At 49.0% G+C, this 23197-nt stretch carries 18 protein-coding genes and 4 tRNA genes; 1 reads left to right on the top strand and 21 read right to left on the bottom strand.

Features of this window, described 5'->3' with window-relative positions; translation table 11 throughout:
• Nucleotides 1-26: 26 nt before the first annotated feature.
• The gene (gene rpsJ, locus EZV61_RS18790; protein ID WP_114340003.1) at nt 27-338 is read right to left on the bottom strand and encodes a 30S ribosomal protein S10; all 312 of its coding nucleotides are present in this window, start codon (nt 336-338) and stop codon (nt 27-29) included.
• 324 nt (nt 339-662) lie between these two features.
• Here rpsJ and EZV61_RS18785 point away from each other — a divergent pair, with 324 nt between their 5' ends.
• Nucleotides 663-1769, top strand: coding sequence for a hypothetical protein (locus EZV61_RS18785; protein WP_114340002.1), 1107 nt, complete (start codon nt 663-665; stop codon nt 1767-1769).
• A gap of 81 nt (nt 1770-1850) precedes the next feature.
• Here the strand turns inward: EZV61_RS18785 and tuf (EZV61_RS18780) are convergent, their stop codons facing one another.
• From tuf (EZV61_RS18780) to murB, 20 genes are all read right to left on the bottom strand, one after another.
• Nucleotides 1851-3035, bottom strand: a complete 1185-nt coding sequence (gene tuf, locus EZV61_RS18780; RefSeq protein ID WP_114339990.1) for an elongation factor Tu — start codon at nt 3033-3035, stop codon at nt 1851-1853.
• Between the two features lie 65 nt (nt 3036-3100).
• The gene (fusA, locus tag EZV61_RS18775; RefSeq protein WP_114340001.1) at nt 3101-5203 is read right to left on the bottom strand and encodes an elongation factor G; all 2103 of its coding nucleotides are present in this window, start codon (nt 5201-5203) and stop codon (nt 3101-3103) included.
• Between the two features lie 78 nt (nt 5204-5281).
• Nucleotides 5282-5752 (bottom strand): 30S ribosomal protein S7, encoded by a 471-nt coding sequence (gene rpsG, locus EZV61_RS18770; RefSeq protein WP_114340000.1) that lies wholly within the window; start codon nt 5750-5752, stop codon nt 5282-5284.
• Between the two features lie 74 nt (nt 5753-5826).
• Entirely contained in the window at nt 5827-6201 is a 375-nt protein-coding gene (rpsL, locus tag EZV61_RS18765) for a 30S ribosomal protein S12 (RefSeq protein ID WP_114339999.1), read from the bottom strand.
• Between the two features lie 132 nt (nt 6202-6333).
• Complete coding sequence (gene rpoC, locus EZV61_RS18760) at nt 6334-10512, bottom strand: DNA-directed RNA polymerase subunit beta' (protein WP_131417550.1); 4179 nt, start codon at nt 10510-10512, stop codon at nt 6334-6336.
• A gap of 83 nt (nt 10513-10595) precedes the next feature.
• The gene (rpoB, locus tag EZV61_RS18755) at nt 10596-14624 is read right to left on the bottom strand and encodes a DNA-directed RNA polymerase subunit beta (RefSeq protein WP_114339997.1); all 4029 of its coding nucleotides are present in this window, start codon (nt 14622-14624) and stop codon (nt 10596-10598) included.
• Between the two features lie 203 nt (nt 14625-14827).
• The gene (gene rplL, locus EZV61_RS18750; protein WP_114339996.1) at nt 14828-15196 is read right to left on the bottom strand and encodes a 50S ribosomal protein L7/L12; all 369 of its coding nucleotides are present in this window, start codon (nt 15194-15196) and stop codon (nt 14828-14830) included.
• A 67-nt stretch (nt 15197-15263) separates the two neighbouring features.
• A complete protein-coding gene (gene rplJ, locus EZV61_RS18745; RefSeq protein WP_114339995.1) occupies nt 15264-15758 on the bottom strand; it encodes a 50S ribosomal protein L10 in 495 nt (164 codons plus the stop codon).
• Between the two features lie 255 nt (nt 15759-16013).
• Nucleotides 16014-16709: a 50S ribosomal protein L1 gene (rplA, locus tag EZV61_RS18740; RefSeq protein ID WP_114339994.1), complete on the bottom strand. Its 696-nt coding sequence runs from the start codon at nt 16707-16709 to the stop codon at nt 16014-16016.
• Between the two features lie 3 nt (nt 16710-16712).
• The gene (rplK, locus tag EZV61_RS18735; protein ID WP_114339993.1) at nt 16713-17141 is read right to left on the bottom strand and encodes a 50S ribosomal protein L11; all 429 of its coding nucleotides are present in this window, start codon (nt 17139-17141) and stop codon (nt 16713-16715) included.
• A 113-nt stretch (nt 17142-17254) separates the two neighbouring features.
• The gene (gene nusG / locus EZV61_RS18730) at nt 17255-17800 is read right to left on the bottom strand and encodes a transcription termination/antitermination protein NusG (protein ID WP_114339992.1); all 546 of its coding nucleotides are present in this window, start codon (nt 17798-17800) and stop codon (nt 17255-17257) included.
• A 1-nt stretch (nt 17801) separates the two neighbouring features.
• Nucleotides 17802-18179 carry a preprotein translocase subunit SecE gene (secE, locus tag EZV61_RS18725; protein WP_114339991.1) on the bottom strand — a complete coding sequence of 126 codons (378 nt, stop codon included), beginning with the start codon at nt 18177-18179 and terminating at the stop codon, nt 17802-17804.
• A gap of 70 nt (nt 18180-18249) precedes the next feature.
• A tRNA-Trp gene (locus tag EZV61_RS18720) sits at nt 18250-18326 on the bottom strand.
• Between the two features lie 51 nt (nt 18327-18377).
• Nucleotides 18378-19562, bottom strand: coding sequence for an elongation factor Tu (gene tuf / locus EZV61_RS18715; RefSeq protein ID WP_114339990.1), 1185 nt, complete (start codon nt 19560-19562; stop codon nt 18378-18380).
• Nucleotides 19563-19671: 109 nt separating this feature from the next.
• Nucleotides 19672-19747: transfer RNA gene (locus EZV61_RS18710), tRNA-Thr, on the bottom strand.
• A gap of 12 nt (nt 19748-19759) precedes the next feature.
• Nucleotides 19760-19834, bottom strand: a tRNA-Gly gene (locus EZV61_RS18705).
• Nucleotides 19835-19870: 36 nt separating this feature from the next.
• A tRNA-Tyr gene (locus EZV61_RS18700) sits at nt 19871-19955 on the bottom strand.
• Between the two features lie 158 nt (nt 19956-20113).
• Entirely contained in the window at nt 20114-20875 is a 762-nt protein-coding gene (locus tag EZV61_RS18695; protein ID WP_158538158.1) for a type III pantothenate kinase, read from the bottom strand.
• Nucleotides 20872-21876 (bottom strand): bifunctional biotin--[acetyl-CoA-carboxylase] ligase/biotin operon repressor BirA, encoded by a 1005-nt coding sequence (gene birA, locus EZV61_RS18690; protein ID WP_131417548.1) that lies wholly within the window; start codon nt 21874-21876, stop codon nt 20872-20874. The genes EZV61_RS18695 and birA overlap by 4 nt, the downstream gene beginning before the upstream one ends.
• Nucleotides 21866-22888, bottom strand: a complete 1023-nt coding sequence (gene murB, locus EZV61_RS18685; RefSeq protein ID WP_131417546.1) for a UDP-N-acetylmuramate dehydrogenase — start codon at nt 22886-22888, stop codon at nt 21866-21868. The genes birA and murB overlap by 11 nt, the downstream gene beginning before the upstream one ends.
• Nucleotides 22889-23197: the final 309 nt, after the last annotated feature.

Raw genomic sequence — 23197 nt, 5'->3', positions numbered from 1 at the left:
CCTCTTAATCGTTTCGAGAGCTTCAATTAGCCGAGACTAATTTGAACGTCTACGCCAGCTGCCAGGTCCAGACGCATAAGTGCATCTACGGTCTTGTCGGTCGGCTCTACGATATCGACCAGACGCTTGTGTGTGCGGATCTCTAACTGATCACGCGCGTCTTTGTTAACATGCGGAGAGACCAAAATAGTGAAACGCTCTTTGCGTGTAGGCAGAGGAATAGGTCCACGTACCTGCGCGCCAGTGCGCTTTGCTGTTTCTACGATCTCTGCGGTTGACTGGTCAATCAGACGATGGTCAAACGCCTTTAGTCGAATACGGATTCGTTGGTTCTGCATGGACCAAGCTCCAAATTATAAAGAACAAAAAACACGCACCCTACCATCCCTAATACCAGGAGGAGAGTGGGTTATACATATCATTCAATCCCCAATCGGGATTGCTGTCTTAGCACTAAGCCGATTCAACAAGTTGAATCCCCCTAGTGCTACACCACTTTAACTAAAAATAGTCAGAGCGAGTGGAGGCGCATTATACGCGAAACAATGACTCGCGCAAGTTTTTGTCGATTTTTGCGCCACTGCTCCCGAAGACGGCTTACCAACACACTTTTTTTAGGTAGATAACCTAACATTTACCCTATCTAGGTTAACGATAACGCCATGAAACTAATTGTTTTACCAATATGTCTTCTCTACCACAGCCTATCTTTTGGCGCACCACCGGTTGCCCAGGATGATAGCGGCGAGGATGAGATCAGTTGGGAAGAAGCAGCAGATAAAATTAAGCCCTGCCAACAAACCGAAACAGACCAGTTAGGTTGGTTTGATCGCGCGCACCTACTGCTATCTGATGGTGTCTGCGAACAGGCGCTATGGTTTGATAGTTTCTTTGGTGATATCGAACAGAACGAAGCTGCCAGCTCTCTCGTGCGCCTGATTAACTCCGTCGAATGGCATAAAGAGGAAGGTGTGGAGTTTCGACCGAGGATCTCCGCAAGCTTCCATCTACCACGTTTTGAACAAGATGTAAGGCTAATCATCGAAGGCGATGATGGCAGCAGCCAAAGTAGCTCTCGCGAGTATAACGAAAGTTCGGACCTTCGCGGAAACGATGACGACAGAGGGTTAGCCGCTGCGCTGCGTTGGAGTATCAAGCAACTTGATACCAGTGATCTCGATTTTGATGCTGGCGTGCGCCTTCGTAGTAGTGAGATAGATCCGTTCACCCGTCTGCGTTATCGCTATAACTACGCCCTACGTTACGACACCGTCGTAAAATTCAGCCAACAGCTTCGCTTACGTAATTCTGATTTTTGGAGTGAAACTACGCGCATTGATATTGACCATCTCCGAGGAGCCGTTGGCTACCGCTGGAGTAATTCGGCAACTTATGGTGACGAAACTGATGGTTTTGAATGGGAGATCAGCCTTTCTCGCGTGAAACAGATCGATGAACGGTCCGCCTACTCAACGTATATCTCTTTTACCGGCGCCACGGATGAAGACAAAGAGAACACTGAACGCTGGCGTTTAGCTGCGAACTATCGCCGCAGTTTCTATCGTCCCTGGTACTTTTACGAAATTGAACCCCAGCTCAATTATGAACGCGAGTATGATTGGAGTTGGAACCCAGCCATTGTATTTTCGGTTGAGATCCAGTTCGGCAAGAGCCGACGAAAACCCAAATATAGACGAGGGCCAACAGAGGAAGAGCAACCACCAACGGATCCAGAATCGCGTCTAAAACTAGAGGCCGCTGAAAATTAGAAAGCGTTACAGCGTGAACTAGTTTGAGCGCAATAAAAAAGGCGCCTAACGGCGCCTTTTCAATATGACTTAGATCTTCGATTAGTCGAGGATCTTAGCAACAACACCCGCACCTACAGTACGGCCACCTTCACGGATAGCGAAGCGCAAGCCTTCGTCCATCGCGATTGGTGCGATAAGCTCTACGCTCATCTGTACGTTGTCACCTGGCATTACCATCTCTACGCCTTCTGGCAATTCTACTGCACCAGTGATATCTGTGGTACGGAAGTAGAACTGTGGACGATAGCCCTTGAAGAACGGAGTATGACGACCACCTTCATCTTTAGACAGAACGTAAACTTCTGCTTCAAACTTAGTGTGTGGGTTGATTGAACCCGGCGCTGCCAATACCTGACCACGCTCTACGTCATCACGCTTAGTACCACGCAACAGTGCACCAACGTTCTCACCTGCACGACCTTCGTCAAGCAGCTTACGGAACATTTCAACACCAGTACATGTCGTGTTTGTGGTTTCTTTGATACCAACAATCGCTACGTCGTCACCTGTTTTCAGGATACCGCGCTCGATACGACCGGTAACAACTGTACCACGACCTGAGATTGAGAATACGTCTTCGATAGGCAGCAAGAATGGCTTATCGATATCACGCTCTGGCTCTGGGATGTAGCTATCCAGCGCTTCAGCCAGCTCTACAATCTTGTCTTCCCACTCTTTCTCGCCTTCCAATGCTTTCAGAGCTGAGCCCTGGATCACTGGCAGGTCGTCACCTGGGAAGTCGTAGTCTGACAGAAGTTCACGTACTTCCATCTCTACCAGCTCAAGCAGCTCTTCGTCGTCTACCATGTCACACTTGTTCATGAAAACGATCATGTAAGGTACGCCTACCTGGCGACCCAACAGGATGTGCTCACGTGTCTGTGGCATAGGACCATCTGTTGCTGCAACTACCAAGATAGCGCCGTCCATCTGGGCTGCACCGGTGATCATGTTTTTCACATAATCCGCGTGTCCAGGACAGTCAACATGCGCGTAGTGGCGAGTTGGTGTGTCATATTCAACGTGAGAAGTCGCGATGGTGATACCACGCTCGCGCTCTTCTGGTGCGTTATCGATCTGATCGAAAGCTTGCGCTGTACCGCCGTATACTTTAGCCAGTACGTTGGTGATAGCTGCTGTCAGAGTCGTTTTACCGTGGTCAACGTGACCGATAGTGCCAACGTTTACATGCGGTTTCGTACGTTCAAACTTTTCTTTTGCCACTTTACTTTCCTTCCGAGTAAGAATTAGGCCCGGTCCAACGTGACCGGGACCAGACCTGTAAATTACTACCGGCGTGCTTCGATGATGCTAGATGCAACATTCCCAGGTACTTCAGCGTACTTGAGGAATTCCATCGAATACGATGCACGACCTTGAGTTTGTGAACGCAAATCAGTTGCGTACCCGAACATTTCCGACAGTGGTACCTGGGCACGTACAAGCTTTACGCCTGCAACACCGTCATCCATGCCCTCAATCATGCCGCGACGTCGGTTTAAATCACCAACCACGTCACCCATGAAGTCTTCCGGAGTCGTTACCTCGACCTTCATCATAGGCTCAAGAAGAACTGCACCGGCGTCAATCGCGCCATTTCTAAACGCCATTGAACCGGCAATCTTAAATGCCATTTCAGAAGAGTCAACATCATGATAAGAACCATCATACAATGAACACTTAACGCCAAGCACAGGATAACCGGCAACAACGCCGTTCTGCATCTGCTCTTGTACGCCTTTGTCCACCGCAGGAATAAATTCCTTCGGCACCACACCACCTACAATTTCATTAACGAATTCATAGGTTTCATCCGCTTCAATATCCATTGGTTCAAGGCGTAGCCAAACATGGCCAAACTGCCCTCTCCCACCGGATTGGCGAACAAACTTGCCTTCCACTTCCACTGCTTTGCGGATAGTTTCACGGTAAGCGACTTGTGGTTTACCAACGTTACACTCAACACTGAATTCCCGCTTCATGCGGTCAATAATGATGTCGAGATGAAGTTCACCCATACCAGAAATAATAGTCTGACCAGACTCTTCATCTGTATGGACACGGAAAGAGGGATCTTCAGCCGCCAGTTTGCCCAGCGCAATCCCCATTTTTTCCTGATCAGCCTGTGTTCTTGGCTCAACAGCCACAGAGATCACTGGCTCAGGGAACTCCATACGTTCAAGCACCACTTTGTGAGCCGAATCGCACAGGGTATCGCCTGTGGTCACATCCTTAAGGCCAATGGCCGCCGCGATGTCACCAGCACGAACTTCTTTAATCTCTTTTCGATCTTTCGAGTGCATCTGTACGATACGCCCGAAGCGTTCACGTTTCTGTTTAACCGAGTTGTAAACTGCATCGCCGGTGTTAACGATGCCAGAATAGCAGCGGAAAAAGGTCAAGGTGCCCACAAAAGGGTCTGTCGCGATCTTAAATGCCAAGGCAGCAAACGGGGCGTTGTCATCCGCAGGACGAGCAACTTCCTGTTCGTTGTCATCGATACCTGTAATTGCAGGTACATCGATCGGCGCAGGCATGAAATCAACCACTGCGTCCAGCACTGCCTGTACACCCTTATTCTTGAACGCTGAGCCACAAGTGGCTAAGACAATCTCATTACTTAAGGTGCGTGCGCGCAGCCCGCTCTTGATCTCTTCTTCAGTCAGCTCGCCATCATTGAGATACTTATCCATCATCTCTTCTGAAGCTTCAGCTGCCGCTTCGATCATCTGCTCACGGTACTCTTCCGCCAGATCCTGTAGATCTTCAGGAATCGGATCGTAAGTGAAAGTCATACCCTGGTCTTCTTCATTCCAGTTAATGGCTTTCATCTTGATTAGGTCAACAACACCCTTGAAGTTCTCTTCAGCTCCGATATTCAGCTGAATAGGTACAGGCGTTGCTCCCAAACGATCTTTAATCTGATTTACAACACGGAGGAAATCGGCGCCGGCACGGTCCATCTTATTCACAAACACCATACGCGGAACCGCGTATTTGTCTGCTTGACGCCATACCGTCTCTGACTGTGGTTCAACACCCGATGCACCACAAAAAACCACAACAGCACCATCGAGTACACGCAAAGAACGTTCAACTTCAATCGTGAAGTCAACGTGTCCAGGGGTATCAATGATATTGACGCGATGCTCTGGGAACTGCGCTTCCATACCGCGCCAGAACGTGGTGGTAGCCGCAGAGGTGATAGTAATACCACGCTCCTGTTCTTGCTCCATCCAGTCCATAGTTGCGGCACCGTCATGTACCTCACCGATCTTATGTGAAAGACCTGTATAGAAAAGTACACGTTCGGTGGTGGTCGTCTTACCGGCATCAACGTGAGCTACAATACCAATATTTCGGTAGCGCTCAATGGGGGTTGTACGAGCCATGATTTCCTCTTAACTAAGGGGTTGCCTTAGCATAAATAACAAGAGGTATATGCCCCGGAGGGCATATACCAAGCGTGACTACCAGCGATAGTGAGCAAACGCTTTGTTTGCATCAGCCATACGGTGAACATCTTCACGCTTTTTCACTGCAGTGCCTTTGTTCTCTGCAGCATCAGCTAACTCGCCAGCCAGACGCTTAGCCATATCTTTTTCGCCACGCTTACGCGCAGCCTCAACTAACCAACGCATCGCCAATGTATTGCGACGTACTGGACGAACTTCTACCGGTACCTGGTAAGTTGAGCCACCTACACGGCGACTTTTAACTTCCACAGTTGGGCGAACGTTATCCAGAGCCGTCTCAAAAATGTCGAGCGGATCTTTACCAGATTTTTCAGAGGCAGACTCCAATGCGCCGTAAACGATCTTTTCGGCGATTGATTTCTTACCATCAAGCATTACTACGTTGATGAACTTAGTAATGATTTCATTTCCGTACTTAGGATCAGGTAATACTTTACGCTGACCAACAACGCGTCTTCTTGGCATTGTTTTCTCTCCGTTTGATTCAGGAATATCCCAAAACGTTAAATTTAATGTTTGGCCTTACTAACGGAGAACCGTTAAGACTTAGGCCGCTTAGCGCCGTACTTAGAACGACCTTGACGACGGTCGCTAACGCCAGCGGTATCAAGAGCACCACGTACGGTGTGATAACGCACACCTGGCAAATCTTTAACACGACCGCCACGGATAAGAACAACACTGTGTTCCTGAAGGTTATGACCTTCACCACCGATGTACGAAGTCACTTCGAAACCGTTAGTCAGACGAACACGACATACTTTACGTAATGCTGAGTTCGGCTTCTTAGGTGTAGTTGTGTATACACGAGTGCACACACCACGCTTCTGTGGACACGCTTCCAACGCAGGCACGTTACTCTTAGTAACAGGCTTTTTGCGTGGCTTGCGAACCAACTGATTAATAGTTGCCATTAATAGGCTCCTGGCTAGTTGAGTTTACTGTTTACAAAAAATGAAAAATCCGGCCCCTACTATGAGAGGCCGGAGGATTTTATTGAGCAGATTTTAAACTGTCAAGTAAAGAGGCTAACTTAGCCGCCTTTATTACTCTTCATCACCGGAAAGAACTTCGGCATTTAGAGCATCTGTCAGTGCTTTTTCTGCATCATCGGCGCTGACCTGAGGCACGCCCACTTCCGCTTCCAAACGCTTGCGCTGACGCTCGCTATGGTAAGCAAAACCGGTACCTGCAGGGATCAAGCGGCCTACAATCACGTTCTCTTTCAAGCCACGTAACTGGTCCATTTTGCCAGATACCGCTGCTTCAGTGAGTACGCGTGTTGTTTCCTGGAACGATGCCGCAGAGATAAACGACTCTGTCGACAACGATGCCTTAGTGATACCTAACAACTCATGTTCGTAGGTAGCAGGTGACTTGCCAGCCGCTTCAAGTTCGCGGTTTGCGATCTTAACGCGGGACACTTCCATCTGCTCGCCTTCAAGGAAGTCGGTGTCACCGGCACTAACGATGGTGCACTTGCGCAACATCTGACGAATGATCGCTTCGATATGCTTATCGTTGATCTTCACACCCTGAAGACGATAAACGTCCTGAACCTCATTCACGATGTAGTTAGCTACAGCTCGAACACCGCGAACACGCAGGATATCGTGCGGTGATTCAGGGCCATCGGCCATCACTTCACCACGCTCAACGCGCTCACCTTCGAATACGTTAAGCTGACGCCACTTATGGATCATCTCTTCGTACGGTTCACCATTCTCATCCTGAGTGATGATCAGACGTCGCTTACCTTTCGTCTCTTTACCAAACGACACCACACCACTGACTTCCGCCAAAATAGCTGGATCTTTCGGCTTACGAGCTTCGAACAGGTCGGCAACACGCGGTAGACCACCGGTAATATCTCGCGTCTTTGAGCTCTCCTGCGGGATGCGTGCAAGCACATCACCAGGCTGTAGCTCTTGACCGTCTGAAACATCAATAGAGGTAAAGCTAGGTAGCTTCACTTCTTGCAGGTCGCCGTTCTCAGACTTCAAGATAAGCTTCGGCTCTTTAGCGTTAGCTTTTGCGAGGTCTTTAACCACCATACGGGTCAAACCGGTCAAATCATCGGTTTGCTTCTCGGTGTTTGCATCCTCAACGTCACTGAACTGAACGGTAACCGGACGTTCTGTGATCATTGGGTGTGAATGCGGGTCCCAAGTAGCAACAACTTCATTGCCTGCGACTTTATCGCCATCTTTAACAGACAGGATCGCACCGTAAGGCACCTTGTAACGTTCTTTCTCACGACCAAGATCGTCAATCACAGCGATTTCAGATGAACGTGAAGTGATCACAATCTTCTTATCGGTGTTAATTACAAACTTGGCGTTGTGTAGCTTAGCGGTACCATCGTTCTTAATCTGAACGCTGTTCTCAGCGGACGCACGTGATGCTGCACCACCAATGTGGAAGGTACGCATCGTTAACTGTGTACCTGGCTCACCAATTGACTGTGCAGCAACAACACCAACGGCTTCGCCGTAGTTGATGAGGTGGCCACGAGCCAAGTCACGGCCATAACAGTAGGCACAAACACCGTGGTCGTTGTCACAGGTAATAACAGAACGAACTTCTACTTCATCGATCTTATGCTCTTCGAGGAAGTCACACTCCTGCTCATGCAGCAGCGTGTTGCGCGCCAACAGCACTTCGTCAGTACCTGGCTTCAGTACGTCGCGAGCCAATACTCGCCCTAACACACGTTCACGCAACGGCTCTACAACGTCACCACCTTCAATCAGCGGCTTCATGGTCAGCCCTTCTTCAGTACCACAATCGGTACTGGTGATAACCATGTCCTGTGCCACATCTACCAGACGGCGAGTCAAGTAACCGGAGTTCGCTGTTTTCAATGCCGTATCGGCCAAACCTTTACGCGCACCGTGAGTTGAGATGAAGTACTGAAGTACGTTCAAACCTTCACGGAAGTTCGCAGTAATTGGCGTTTCAATAATTGAACCGTCCGGTTTTGCCATCAAGCCACGCATCGCTGCCAGCTGACGGATCTGAGCGGCACTACCACGCGCACCGGAGTCAGCCATCATAAAGATGCTGTTGAAAGAGGGTTGCTCCTCTTCCTTACCGTCGCGGTTAATAACCACATCAGTCTTCAAGTTATCCATCATCGCCTTAGACAACTTCTCGTTGGCTGAGGTCCAGATATCGATAACCTTGTTATATTTTTCACCTGCGGTAACGAGACCATTATCAAACTGATGCTGGATCTCTGACACTTCAGCTTCACAAGCGGCAATAATGTCCGCTTTCGCCGCCGGGATCTCCATATCATCAACACCTACCGAGGTACCTGACAACATGGCGTAATGGAAACCGGTGTACATCAATTGGTCAGCGAAAATAACGGTGTCTTTCAGACCCAATTCGCGGTAACAGGCATTAAGCAGCTTAGAGATCTGCTTCTTACCCATTGGTTGATCAATCAGTTCAAATGCCAGGCCTTTAGGCACGACCGTGTAGAACATCGCACGACCAACCGTGGTGTCTTTGACTGATGTTTTGGCGATTTTCTCGCCATTCTCAGCCACTTCGTATTCAGTGATACGCACTTTAACGCGCGCATGAATAGAAGCGTCACCGGTGCGGAAAACTTTTTCTGCTTCCTGCGGTCCTGTCAGCAACATGCCCTCGCCCTTTGCGTTTACCGCAGCGCGAGTCATGTAATAGAGACCCAATACAACGTCCTGAGAAGGAACGATAATTGGCTCACCGTTAGCAGGTGAAAGAATGTTATTCGAAGCCATCATTAAGGCACGGGCTTCTAATTGCGCTTCCAGTGTCAGCGGTACGTGTACCGCCATCTGGTCACCATCGAAGTCGGCGTTATAAGCCGCACAAACCAATGGGTGCAGCTGGATCGCTTTACCTTCAATCAGCACAGGTTCAAATGCCTGAATACCGAGACGGTGAAGGGTCGGTGCACGGTTCAACAGTACTGGGTGTTCACGGATCACATGATCCAGTACATCCCATACTTCCGGCACTTCACGCTCAACCATCTTCTTGGCCGCTTTAATGGTGGTAGCTAAACCACGCGCTTCGAGCTTGCCGTAGATAAATGGCTTGAACAGTTCCAGTGCCATTTTCTTAGGCAAACCACACTGGTGAAGTTTGAGCGTAGGACCAACAGTAATAACTGAACGGCCTGAGTAATCAACACGCTTACCGAGCAAGTTCTGACGGAAACGACCCTGCTTACCTTTGATCATGTCAGCCAAAGATTTCAGAGGACGTTTGTTAGAGCCGGTGATGGCGCGGCCACGACGGCCGTTGTCCAGCAGGGCATCTACCGCTTCCTGCAACATACGCTTTTCGTTACGTACGATGATGTCAGGTGCAGCCAAATCCAGCAGGCGCTTCAAACGGTTGTTACGGTTGATCACACGACGATAAAGATCGTTAAGATCTGAAGTCGCGAAACGGCCACCATCCAGCGGTACCAAAGGACGCAGGTCCGGTGGCAGAACTGGCAATACAGTCATGATCATCCACTGTGGATCGTTACCTGAATACAGGAACGCTTCCATCAATTTCAGACGCTTTGTAACCTTCTTACGTTTGGTTTCTGAAGTGACAGATGCCAACTCTTCGCGCATCGCTTCTACTTCAGGTGCCAGCTCGATGTCAGACAGCAATTCCTTAATCGCTTCTGCACCCATCTTGGCTTCGAACTCGTCACCAAACTCTTCCAAGGAATCGAGGTACTGCTCTTCTGTCAGCAGTTGACCACGCTCCATGGTTGTCATGCCCGGTTCGGTCACAACATAAGATTCGAAATAGAGCACACGCTCAATATCGCGCAGCGTCATATCCAGCATCAAACCGATACGTGACGGCAATGACTTCAAGAACCAGATATGTGCAACCGGACTCGCCAGTTCGATGTGCGCCATACGCTCACGACGAACCTTGGTCAGTGTTACTTCGACGCCACACTTCTCACAGATCACTCCGCGATGCTTAAGGCGCTTGTACTTGCCACATAAACATTCGTAGTCCTTTACCGGACCAAAAATGCGGGCACAGAACAGACCGTCACGCTCTGGCTTGAACGTACGGTAGTTGATAGTTTCCGGCTTTTTAACTTCGCCGAAAGACCAGCTGCGGATCATATCCGGAGACGACAGGCCAATCTTAATGCCATCGAACTCTTCGGTTTTACCCTGCTGCTTTAGAAACTTGAGTAAGTCTTTCACCTTCTCTCTCCTGTCGGAGTGACTCTTCACGGGAGCGCCAATGGCGCTCCCTAACGCATACTGCTGTCAGACTCGTTGGTCTGCTATTCCTCTTCCAACTCAATGTTAATACCCAAAGAACGGATCTCTTTGAGCAATACATTGAAGGACTCAGGCATACCAGGTTCCATACGATGATCGCCATCCACGATGTTCTTATACATCTTGGTACGACCGTTAACGTCATCCGACTTAACAGTGAGCATCTCCTGAAGCGTATAAGCTGCACCGTATGCTTCCAGTGCCCACACTTCCATCTCACCGAAGCGCTGACCACCAAATTGTGCTTTACCACCCAGCGGCTGCTGAGTAACCAAGCTATAGGAGCCAGTTGAACGTGCGTGCATCTTGTCATCAACCAAGTGGTTCAGTTTGAGCATATACATGTAACCGACAGTTACCTTACGCTCAAATTCATTACCGGTACGACCGTCATGCAACGTTACCTGGCCGCTACGAGGAATACCGCCAAGCTCCAACAGGTCCTTGATTTCGCTCTCTTTAGCGCCATCAAATACTGGAGTAGCAATCGGCAAACCATTACGTAGGTTCTCAGCCAGACGCTTCACTTCGAAGTCAGTGAAGTTGTCGATATCAACTTCCTGCAGCACTTCACCTAAGGTGTAGCACTTCTTCAGGAACTCACGCAGCTCGGCAATTTCACGTTGCTCTTTCAACATGGCGTCAATCTTACGACCAACCCCTTTTGCAGCCATACCCAAGTGTGTTTCAAGGATCTGACCGATGTTCATACGTGAAGGTACGCCCAACGGGTTAAGTACGATATCTACCGGATCGCCGTTCTGGTCATAAGGCATATCTTCAACAGGAACAATTGTTGAGATAACACCCTTGTTACCGTGACGACCAGCCATCTTGTCACCCGGTTGAATACGACGCTTAACCGCAAGATAGACTTTAACGATCTTCAGTACGCCAGGCGCCAGATCATCACCTTGGGTGATCTTACGACGCTTAACTTCAAACTTCTTATCGAACTCTTTCTTCAGCTCTTCGTACTGCTCAGCGATCTGCTCAAGCGACTGTTGCGCGTCTTCCTCTTTCAAGGATTGGGTCAACAGCTTCTCGCCATTCAGACCTTCCAACTGTGCTTCGCTATAGCCGTTGGCTAATAGCAAATTGCGTGCACGGTCGAATACGCCCGCTTCAAAGATTGCTAACTCATCACCGAGGTCTTTCTTAACCTCTTTGAGCTGCATCTCTTCAATCTCGAGAGCACGTTTATCTTTCTCTACGCCATCGCGAGTAAACACTTGCACGTCGATAACGGTACCGGAAACAGCGTTAGGTACTCGCAGAGAGGTGTCCTTAACATCGGACGCCTTCTCACCGAAAATGGCACGGAGGAGTTTTTCCTCTGGTGTCAGCTGTGTTTCACCTTTAGGCGTCACTTTACCGACCAGAATATCGCCGCCTTTAACTTCAGCACCGATATAAACCACGCCTGACTCGTCAAGCTTAGAGAGCGCAGACTCACCCACATTCGGGATATCTGCAGTGATCTCTTCTGGACCTAACTTGGTATCTCGAGCAATACAAGAAAGTTCCTGAATGTGGATCGTAGTGAAACGATCTTCTTCAGCAACACGCTCGGAGATAAGGATTGAATCCTCAAAGTTGTAACCATTCCAAGGCATGAACGCGACGCGCATGTTCTGACCTAGGGCAAGTTCACCAAGGTCCGTCGACGGTCCATCAGCCAGCACATCACCACGAACAATCGGGTCGCCTACGCTAACGACTGGACGTTGGTTAATACATGTGTTCTGGTTAGAACGGGTGTACTTCATCAGGTTGTAGATATCGATACCGGCTTCGCCTGGTACCAACTCATCTTCATCAACCTTGATAACAATACGGCTAGCATCGCAGTAAGAAACTACACCACCACGCTTGGCGACAGCAGTTACACCGGAGTCAACAGCTACCGCTTTCTCCATACCTGTACCAACCAGCGGCTTATCAGCACGCAATGTAGGTACCGCTTGACGTTGCATGTTTGAGCCCATCAAGGCTCGGTTAGCATCATCGTGCTCTAGGAATGGGATCAGTGAAGCGGCGACAGAAACAATCTGCTGCGGTGATACATCCATATACTGGACGACATCAGGTGCACTCAAAATTGATTCGCCGCGATGACGGGCGGTGATCAACTCTTCGATAAAGCGACCATCGCTGTCAAGGTCAGCATTCGCCTGAGCGATCACATACTGGCCTTCTTCAATCGCAGAAAGATAATCAACTTCCGCAGTCACTTCGCCATCAATAACGCGACGATATGGTGTTTCGAGGAAACCATATTCGTTAGTACGGGCGTAACATGATAACGAGTTAATCAGGCCGATGTTTGGCCCTTCTGGCGTTTCAATTGGACACACACGGCCATAGTGGGTCGGGTGTACGTCACGAACTTCAAAGCCAGCACGTTCACGGGTCAGACCGCCCGGGCCTAAGGCCGAAATACGACGCTTGTGGGTCACTTCTGATAACGGGTTGTTCTGGTCCATAAACTGAGACAACTGGCTCGAACCAAAGAACTCTTTAACCGCCGCAGAGATTGGCTTGGCATTGATCAGATCTTGAGGCATTAGCTGGTCAAGGTCGCCCAGGCTCAAGCGCTCTTTCACTGCTCGCTCAACACGAACTAAACCGATACGGAACTGGTTCTCTGCCATTTCGCCAACAGAACGAATACGACGGTTACCCAGATGATCGATATCATCCACTTCATCGCTACCGTTACGGATTTCGATGAGCTTCTTCATTACATCAATAATATCTTCATGTTCCAGGATCCCCGGACCAGTGATTTCATCACGATGTAAACGGCTGTTGAACTTCATACGGCCAACCGCTGACAGGTCATAACGGTCATCAGAGAAGAACAAATTCTGGAACAAGGCCTCTGCTGCATCACGCGTTGGTGGCTCACCAGGACGCATCATGCGATAGATCTCTACCAAGGCTTCCATGCGGTTAGTTGATGGATCAACGCGCAGGGTCTCAGACATGTAAGGGCCCTGATCAAGTTCGTTGGTATATAACACATCGAACTTCTTCACGCCGGCTTCGGCGAGTTCAGCAACCAACTCTAACGTCAGTTCAGCATTCGCTTCCGCGATCACTTCACCGCTGTCTTTATTGGCATGGGCCTTAGCTAGTGTCTTACCAACCAAGTATTCATGTGGCACTTCAAATTCAGAAATACCCGCTTTGGTCAGCTGACGAATATGCTTCGCGGTAATGCGGCGATCTTTCTCGACCAATACATCACCATTGCCATCTTTAACATCAAAGGCAGCAATTTCACCACGCAACTGCTCTGGCGACAGGTGCATGATGATCTTATTTCGCTTGATCTGGACTTCGGTTGTCTCGAAGAACATCTCAAGGATCTGTTCAGTCGTGTATTCCAGTGCACGTAAGATGATTGATGCAGGCAACTTACGACGACGGTCAATACGCACAAACAGGTTATCTTTCGGATCAAACTCAAAGTCGAGCCACGAACCACGGTAGGGGATAACGCGTGCGTTATATAGCACTTTACCGGAAGAGTGTGTCTTGCCTTTATCGTGATCGAAGAAAACGCCCGGGCTACGATGTAGCTGGGAGACGATCACACGCTCAGTACCGTTAATAACAAAGGTGCCATTGTCAGTCATCAATGGGATTTCACCCATGTAGACTTCCTGCTCCTTGATATCTTTTACAGTGCCTGAAGGCGCATCTTTATCGTAAAGTACCAGACGCAGCTTCACTCGCAGTGGAGCTGAATAAGTTACGCCACGGATCTGACATTCTTTAACGTCGAATACAGGCTCGCCCAATCTGTAGCTAACATACTGCAGTTCGGAATAACCTGAATAACTGGCAATTGGAAAAACGGAACGAAACGCCGCTTCCAGACCATAATGACCTTCTGGATCCATCTCGATAAACTTGCTGAACGAATCCAGCTGAATCGACAGGAGGTAAGGAATGTCGAGAACTTGCGGACGTTTGCCAAAGTCCTTACGAATTCGCTTCTTCTCGGTATAGGAGTAAACCATGGGGTTCCTCAGCTCGCGGAATATTGACCCGACTCTGTCACTAGGACAGTCTCTTTTATCCACCGTCTGTTTTTGGCGGTAAACCGCCTGCGCTCAGAGAGTAATTTACGGTGGAAAATTACTAACCGCATACAGCGCAAAAAGGCTGGTGACCCAGAGGTCACCAGCCCATAGCCTTTTCAGGCTAGCTTTGTAAGCTAGGCTTACTTAAGCTCAACAGTTGCACCAGCTTCTTCAAGAGCCGCCTTCAATGCTTCTGCTTCTTCTTTCTCAACGCCTTCTTTGATCGGAGCTGGAGCGCCGTCTACAACGCCCTTAGCTTCTTTCAGGCCTAGACCAGTAGCTGCACGTACAGCCTTGATCACAGCAACCTTGTTGCCGCCTACGCTGGCCAAGATTACGTCGAATTCAGTTTGCTCAGCAGCACCGCCAGCGTCGCCGCCAGCAACAACTACAGCAGCAGCAGCGGCAGTAACGCCGAATTTTTCTTCCATCGCTTCGATCAGTTCTACAACGTCTTTTACAGACATTTCAGCTACTGCATCGATGATTTGGTCTTTAGTCAGTGACATGATTCTCTATCCTAAAACGTTTGAGCTTATGCTCAAAAATCGTGTAATTAAGTACGATTCTGCCAAATTAAGCAGCTTCGCCTTCCAGCTTGTCGCGAAGCGCAGCAAGGGTTTTAACCAGCTTGCCAGCAGAGGCTTCTTTCATAACGCTCATCAGGCGAGAAATTGCTTCGTCATATGTCGGCAGGGTAGCCAGAACACTTGCGTCTACAAGTTCACCTTCAAAAGCAGCAGCTTTGACTTCGAAGTTCTCTTCACCTTTTGCGAACTCTTTGAACAAACGTGCACCAGCACCTGGATGTTCGTTAGAGAAAGCAATCAGTGTAGGACCTACGAAAGTGTCGACTAGGCACTCATAATCAGTACCTTGAACCGCACGACGGGCTAAAGTGTTACGCACTACGCGCATGTAAACACCTTCAGCACGCGCCTTAGCGCGCAGCGCTGTAATAGCGCCAACTTCGACACCACGAGAGTCTGCAACTACTGCAGATTGAGCGCCTTTGGCTGCCTCGTTGACTTCAGCGACGATGGCTTTTTTGTCGTCGAGTTTCAATGCCATTGGCTCAACTCCTGGTTTGGACCGGAATACCGGTTCGTAATACAACCTCAAAAAATCTGAGGCACCTTATAAGGTGTAACACCAGGAGTGCGTGTAATAAGCTCCTGGGCTGACACCATCTGCGTAGGCATTATTAAGTCATTGATTTACCAACGACACCTACGGTCTTGGATGGAGGCGAAAACTCGCCTCAACCCATGCGTAGCCGAGTATTATAAAACCCTCGGCTCCACATTGTCCAGAGATCGCTGTCGCTTAGCGCGCCAGTGATGCCTGATCAACTGTTACACCCGCACCCATAGTGGTAGACAGGCTAACCTTAGCGATGTACTGACCTTTAGCTTGAGCAGGCTTAGCCTTCTTCAACGCTTCCAGTAGTGCTTCGAGGTTCTCTTTCAGCTTATCTTCGCTGAAATCAGCCTTACCAATAGTGGTGTGGATGATACCGTTCTTGTCGTTGCGATAACGAACCTGACCAGCTTTCGCATTTTTAACTGCTTCAGCTACGTTAGGTGTTACAGTGCCAGTTTTAGGGTTTGGCATCAGGCCACGAGGACCCAAGATTTGACCTAACTGACCAACAACACGCATTGCATCTGGAGATGCAACAACCACGTCAAAATTCATTTCGCCAGCTTTAACTTGAGCAGCAAGATCATCCATGCCGACCAAATCTGCACCAGCTTCTTTAGCTGCTTCAGCGTTCGCGCCTTGAGTGAATACGGCTACACGTACGTCACGACCAGTACCGTGTGGCAATACAGTTGCACCACGGACGTTTTGGTCTGATTTACGTGCATCGATGCCCAAGTTAATGGCTGCATCAACACTCTCAACGAACTTAGCTGTCGCTAACTCTTTCAACAAAGCAACCGCTTCATTGATCTCATATTCTTTAGTTGCGCTAACCTTTTCACGAATAGCACGTAAACGCTTTGATAATTTAGCCATCGATTAGCCCTCCACATTCAGGCCCATGGCCCGAGCTGATCCAGCAATACAGCGAACCATCGCGTCTAAGTCAGCACCAGTAAGGTCTGTTTCTTTAGTTTTCGCGATCTCTTCCAGCTGAGCACGGGTAACAGTACCCACTTTCTCAGTGTTTGGACGACCAGAACCAGACTTAATACCGGCAGCTTTCTTCAATAGGAAAGAAGCTGGTGGTGTCTTGGTTTCAAAAGTGAATGAACGATCGCTATATACAGTGATAACTACAGGTACTGGCGCACCTTTTTCAATAGAATCTGTTTTCGCGTTAAACGCTTTACAAAATTCCATGATGTTAACACCGTGCTGACCCAATGCAGGACCAACAGGTGGACTTGGGTTAGCCGCACCAGCTGCAACTTGCAACTTGATATAAGCTTCGACTTTTTTAGCCATTTTAGATTTCCTCTTACGGGTGCAAACGCCTTTTTAGGGCTCCCCATCGATTTAAGGGCAGCGGATTATATACAGATCCGTTGCCCCTGACAATACGACTGATGTTTTTTTGATCAGGCTTTTTCGACTTGGATAAACTCAAGTTCAACTGGTGTCGAGCGACCAAAAATAAGAACAGACACTTTCAAGCGACTTTTCTCATAATCAACCTCTTCAACAACACCATTGAAGTCTGCAAATGGGCCATCAATAACACGAACCACTTCACCCACTTCAAACAAAGTCTTCGGTGTCGGCTGATCAACATTATCTTGAAGGCGTTGCAGAATAGCATTCGCTTCTTTATCAGTGATCGGCGCTGGACGGTCACTGGTACCGCCAATAAAGCCAAGTACCCGCGGCACGTCACGCACCAAGTGCCAGCTATCATCGTTCATAATCATCTGAACAAGTACATAGCCAGGAAAGAATTTACGTTCGCTGCGGCGTTTTTGGCCGGCACGCATCTCAATCACTTCTTCGGTAGGTACCAATATCTCGCCGAACAGATGCTCCATATCATGCATTTTGATATGTTCTTTTAGCGACTGAGATACTCGGCCTTCATAGCCCGAGAATGCTTGCACTACGTACCAACGCATTTTTTCGGAGTCTGACATATTAGATACTCACTCCAGTGAAAAACGCCACCAAACGAACCATGATGCCGTCAAGTCCCCAAAGCAACAGCGACATAATAACCACTGCAGCGAAGACGATAAGAGTGGTGTGAACAGCTTCTTGCCGTGTAGGCCAAACAACTTTCTTCACTTCTACCCTGGCTTCTTTCGAAAATACCAGTGCGTTGCGACCCTTCTCTGTTTGAAGAGCAATTAATGCAGCAACTGCCACGGCAAGCACGACGGCGCCAGCACGGACTAATACAGATTGCTCCGCGAAATAGTAGTTACCTACAACGGCCGCAATCAGGACGGCAAAAACTACCAACCATTTAACGCCGTCAAGCCCACCGCTCTGGGTTTCTGTGTTTGCGTTCATACACCAACCTTGCATCCATCTAAAGACACAACAACCCCGCTACATAGGCGAGGTCACTGCTAAGTAATTCTGGCAGGGGTGGAGGGACTCGAACCCCCAACCGTCGGTTTTGGAGACCGCCGTTCTACCAATTGGAACTACACCCCTAAAAACAAGAGCCCCCATATAAGGAGCTCATGTCAAAATTTCGATCTTCGATTAGTCGAGGATCTTAGCAACAACACCCGCACCTACAGTACGGCCACCTTCACGGATAGCGAAGCGCAAGCCTTCGTCCATCGCGATTGGTGCGATAAGCTCTACGCTCATCTGTACGTTGTCACCTGGCATTACCATCTCTACGCCTTCTGGCAATTCTACTGCACCAGTGATATCTGTGGTACGGAAGTAGAACTGTGGACGATAGCCCTTGAAGAACGGAGTATGACGACCACCTTCATCTTTAGACAGAACGTAAACTTCTGCTTCAAACTTAGTGTGTGGGTTGATTGAACCCGGCGCTGCCAATACCTGACCACGCTCTACGTCATCACGCTTAGTACCACGCAACAGTGCACCAACGTTCTCACCTGCACGACCTTCGTCAAGCAGCTTACGGAACATTTCAACACCAGTACATGTCGTGTTTGTGGTTTCTTTGATACCAACAATCGCTACGTCGTCACCTGTTTTCAGGATACCGCGCTCGATACGACCGGTAACAACTGTACCACGACCTGAGATTGAGAATACGTCTTCGATAGGCAGCAAGAATGGCTTATCGATATCACGCTCTGGCTCTGGGATGTAGCTATCCAGCGCTTCAGCCAGCTCTACAATCTTGTCTTCCCACTCTTTCTCGCCTTCCAATGCTTTCAGAGCTGAGCCCTGGATCACTGGCAGGTCGTCACCTGGGAAGTCGTAGTCTGACAGAAGTTCACGTACTTCCATCTCTACCAGCTCAAGCAGCTCTTCGTCGTCTACCATGTCACACTTGTTCATGAAAACGATCATGTAAGGTACGCCTACCTGGCGACCCAACAGGATGTGCTCACGTGTCTGTGGCATAGGACCATCTGTTGCTGCAACTACCAAGATAGCGCCGTCCATCTGGGCTGCACCGGTGATCATGTTTTTCACATAATCCGCGTGTCCAGGACAGTCAACATGCGCGTAGTGGCGAGTTGGTGTGTCATATTCAACGTGAGAAGTCGCGATGGTGATACCACGCTCGCGCTCTTCTGGTGCGTTATCGATCTGATCGAAAGCTTGCGCTGTACCGCCGTATACCTTAGCCAGTACGTTAGTGATAGCAGCTGTCAGAGTCGTTTTACCGTGGTCAACGTGACCGATAGTGCCAACGTTTACATGCGGTTTTGTACGTTCAAACTTTTCTTTAGCCATGGTCGTTCCTCTAGTCAGGCATCGGGCGGCAGACACCACCAAAACCCCTCCGCTTTAGTGGCGGAAGAGTATAAACGATTTTGAGGGATCTGAAAGCATTAAATAGGAGTGGTGCTGATAGGCAGATTTGAACTGCCGACCTCACCCTTACCAAGGGTGCGCTCTACCGACTGAGCTATATCAGCACTACATGCTACTGGAGCGGGCAGCGGGAATCGAACCCGCATCATCAGCTTGGAAGGCTGAGGTAATAGCCATTATACGATGCCCGCAATGTCTTCAGGCGACCTCAAAAGCATCAAAAAATATGGTGGAGGGAGGTGGATTCGAACCACCGAAGGCTGAGCCGTCAGATTTACAGTCTGATCCCTTTGGCCACTCGGGAACCCCTCCAAATTTTGTGCTGACGGTGGGTTGCCCCTGGAAGCCCTAATCTTTGGACTGCCCCGTTCAGGTGGAGCGCATTCTAAAGAAAGGATTTTGCCTACGCAACCGTTTATTTGAAAAAAAGAGTAAAAAAATAGGGTTGATGTCTTTTTGTACGAAAAGCGTTAATAATCGCTGCTTTTTTCAGCATTGGCATAGACTGCGAGCCCCTCTAATACGAGCTCTGGGGACAACTGTGCCTGTTTAAGTATTTGTGCGGGTAGCTGCGCGGCATCTCCGCCAGTTAAAAATACGCGAACGGGTATCTTGCTGCCTAAGCTTGTTTGCGCTGTGGTGACCGCTTGTTGATAGTACCCGATTAACGCACTTCTGATCCCCTCACTAACACACTGCTCTGTACTGACACCAAAGGTTAATCTGGAGCCACTTAAGACAGCTGCTTGATCCGCTGTCACTTGGGATGTATCGCTCAGCAGGACATTTGTCATTGCACGATAGCCAGGCGCAATCCAACCCCCTTTGTGTTGGCCAAACTCATCGACCAGATCCACCGTAATAGCGGTGCCGAAGTCGATAACAATAAACGGACGTTTGCACTGTTGTCTGCCGCCCAACATTGCTAACCAACGGTCGATCCCCAAGCTCTCATATTTTGCATAGGCATTGATCAAGCCATACGCTGAACGCGGAGTCTTAACTAGATTGAAGTTAACGGCAAAAGGCGCAACCGCCTCTGACAGCTTGGCGATAACAGCTGACTGAGCCACTGAGGCAACCCAGATCTGAGAATAGGCACGGCACGCCAGTAAGGATTCGGTGTCAACCGGCAGTTGTTGATGGCTGGATGTTTTGAGTAGGGTCAGCGCTCCCCCCTCTAAGCCATAGAGCTTGGCTCTGGTGTTACCAATATCAATTAGGAGCTTCACGTTGCCACGCTGCGTAGCGATATTTCGCCGCCCATATAGTTAACCAGCACACCCTCTTGCTCGAGCACTAGAGCGCCTTGTTCATCCACACCTCGACAAATACCCGTGACTTGCCTATTCCCCATCAACAACTTCACAACCTTGCCATCAAACAGATCGAAAGTTCGCCAGCGAGAGACAAAAGGCCTGAAACCATTGCGATCGAAAGTGGTTAGGGCGGCTGTTAATGCGAGTAAGATGGCTACAGCAAGTTCATTTCTAGGTGGCACACAATCTAGTGTCTGCGACAGATCGGTCCACGGCTGGTCAATTGTCGTCGATTTCTCTTGAGGCATCGAGATGTTAAGTCCCAAGCCGATCACAAGATCGCATGCATCATCAACCTGACCGACTAACTCCACCAATACACCACCCAGCTTCCTGTCTCCGATATAGATATCGTTTGGCCATTTCAAGCGTACATCAGTCACGCCATACTCTTTAAGCACCTCAGCGATCACAACACCAACGACAAGGGACAAGCCCATAGCGCCCTGAATACCACGACTCAAGCGCCAGTATAACGACAAATATAGATTCGCGGCGTAAGGAGATATCCAATGACGCCCTCGGCGCCCCCGACCCGCGGTTTGCATCTCTGCCAAACACGCCTGCCCACACAACAAGTCTGAGGCTTTCTCACCAGTGACTCCCCTGGCCAGTCTATCGAGTAGGTACTGATTGGTTGAATCAATGACCTCTGTGACAAAAGGTAATGGGAGCTGGCTCCCACACTGCGCTAATGCAGATTGAATGGTTTCCTGTGAGAGGAGATCTAGGGATTTCGCAAGGCGATAGCCCTTACCCGGCACGGAAAAGATATCAATGCCTAATGCCTGTAATGCCGAAATATGCTTAGCGATCGCAGCTCGACTGATAGCAAGCTCCTCGCCAAGACGCTCACCACTACAAAATTCACCTGTAGCTAAACGCTTAAGTATATGCTGCTGCTTATTGTTCACCTACGCGCTCCAAAGCCTCATCAAGACTATATCGGCCATCGGCTCCAACCAGCTGTACTTCCGCTTCCAGCTGCAGACCGTATGCCGCAAATACGCGTTGCCTAATATGTCCAGCCAAGCGCACTACATCTGCACCTGTAGCCCCTTGCTGATTAACAAGCACCAGAGCCTGCTGTTTATGCACAGCAGCACCACCTACCTTAAGCCCTTTAAGGCCTAAGTTGTCAATCATCCAACCAGCCGCAAGTTTGGAAAAACCTGGTTGGTCAGGGAACCAAACAAGATCAGGGTAGCGTTCAAGCAATAGTTCACGTTGCTCGTCACTCACGGAGGGATTTTTAAAAAAACTACCGCTATTACCCAGATGCTCCGGATCTGGCAGCTTAGCCTTACGTGTTTCGATGACTTTAGTGACTACCTGCAGAGCGTTGACGTCTGAAAGTTCTCTCAATGCCTTAAGGGGGGTGTAATCAATGGCAGGTTGCCATCGCTTCGGCAGACGATATTTTACATTTAAGATCAGCCAGCGATCGGGATCTTGCTTGAAGATGGAGTTACGATAAGCAAAATCACACTGTTCAGCCGTCAATATATAGCGCGCTTTTGTCTTCCACTCGTACACCTCTACTTCGGTGCAATATTTTGACTGTTCGACTCCATATGCACCAATGTTTTGTATTGGCGCCGCACCTACAGTTCCGGGTATCAGTGCAAGATTCTCAAGTCCCGGCATACCGTTTTCAACACTATACATGACTAAGTCATGCCAGTTTTCGCCGGCAGCAGCACAAATCTCAAAGTGATCTTGCCGTTCGGTAACGGTAACGCCTTTCAGTTGATTTATTAGAATCGGACGGCTAACCGTTTCAAAGGGCACAATATTACTACCGCCACCAATTACAATGGGCGACCTGCTTTCACTGAGTTTGTCCAGCATTGCCAAAGAGTTCAGGACAGCTAAATGCGAGCATTTGCTCGCCACGGCGAAAGTATGATAAGTCTGAAGGTTCACTTAGCGAATAATTCCAAAACATAGACTAGCTACATAGCTTAACCGATCTCGTTCGGCCTATGCCTCATTTCTAGCTAACGTCTATCAAAGAAAACATAGATAGCTAGTTCGCAGTTTCGGGAGGGAGATAATGTAGGCTATCTACTGTGCCACAAATATGCACTTAGTCGTAAATAGAACAGGTGCATTGTTCGATTACCCATACAAATAATCGATACCATTTTTCAATGGCCTTAAACGCAAAAAGGCTACCCTATCGGGTAGCCTCTTCACTGTATTAGGTGTCTGGCGGAGTCCTGCCTACGGGCA

The sequence above is a fragment of the Corallincola luteus genome (genome assembly GCF_004336975.1).
In the GTDB taxonomy this organism is placed as follows: domain Bacteria; phylum Pseudomonadota; class Gammaproteobacteria; order Enterobacterales; family Neiellaceae; genus Corallincola; species Corallincola holothuriorum.
Note: the sequence above shows the minus strand (reverse complement) of the source record. Positions and strands in the feature narration are given on the sequence as shown.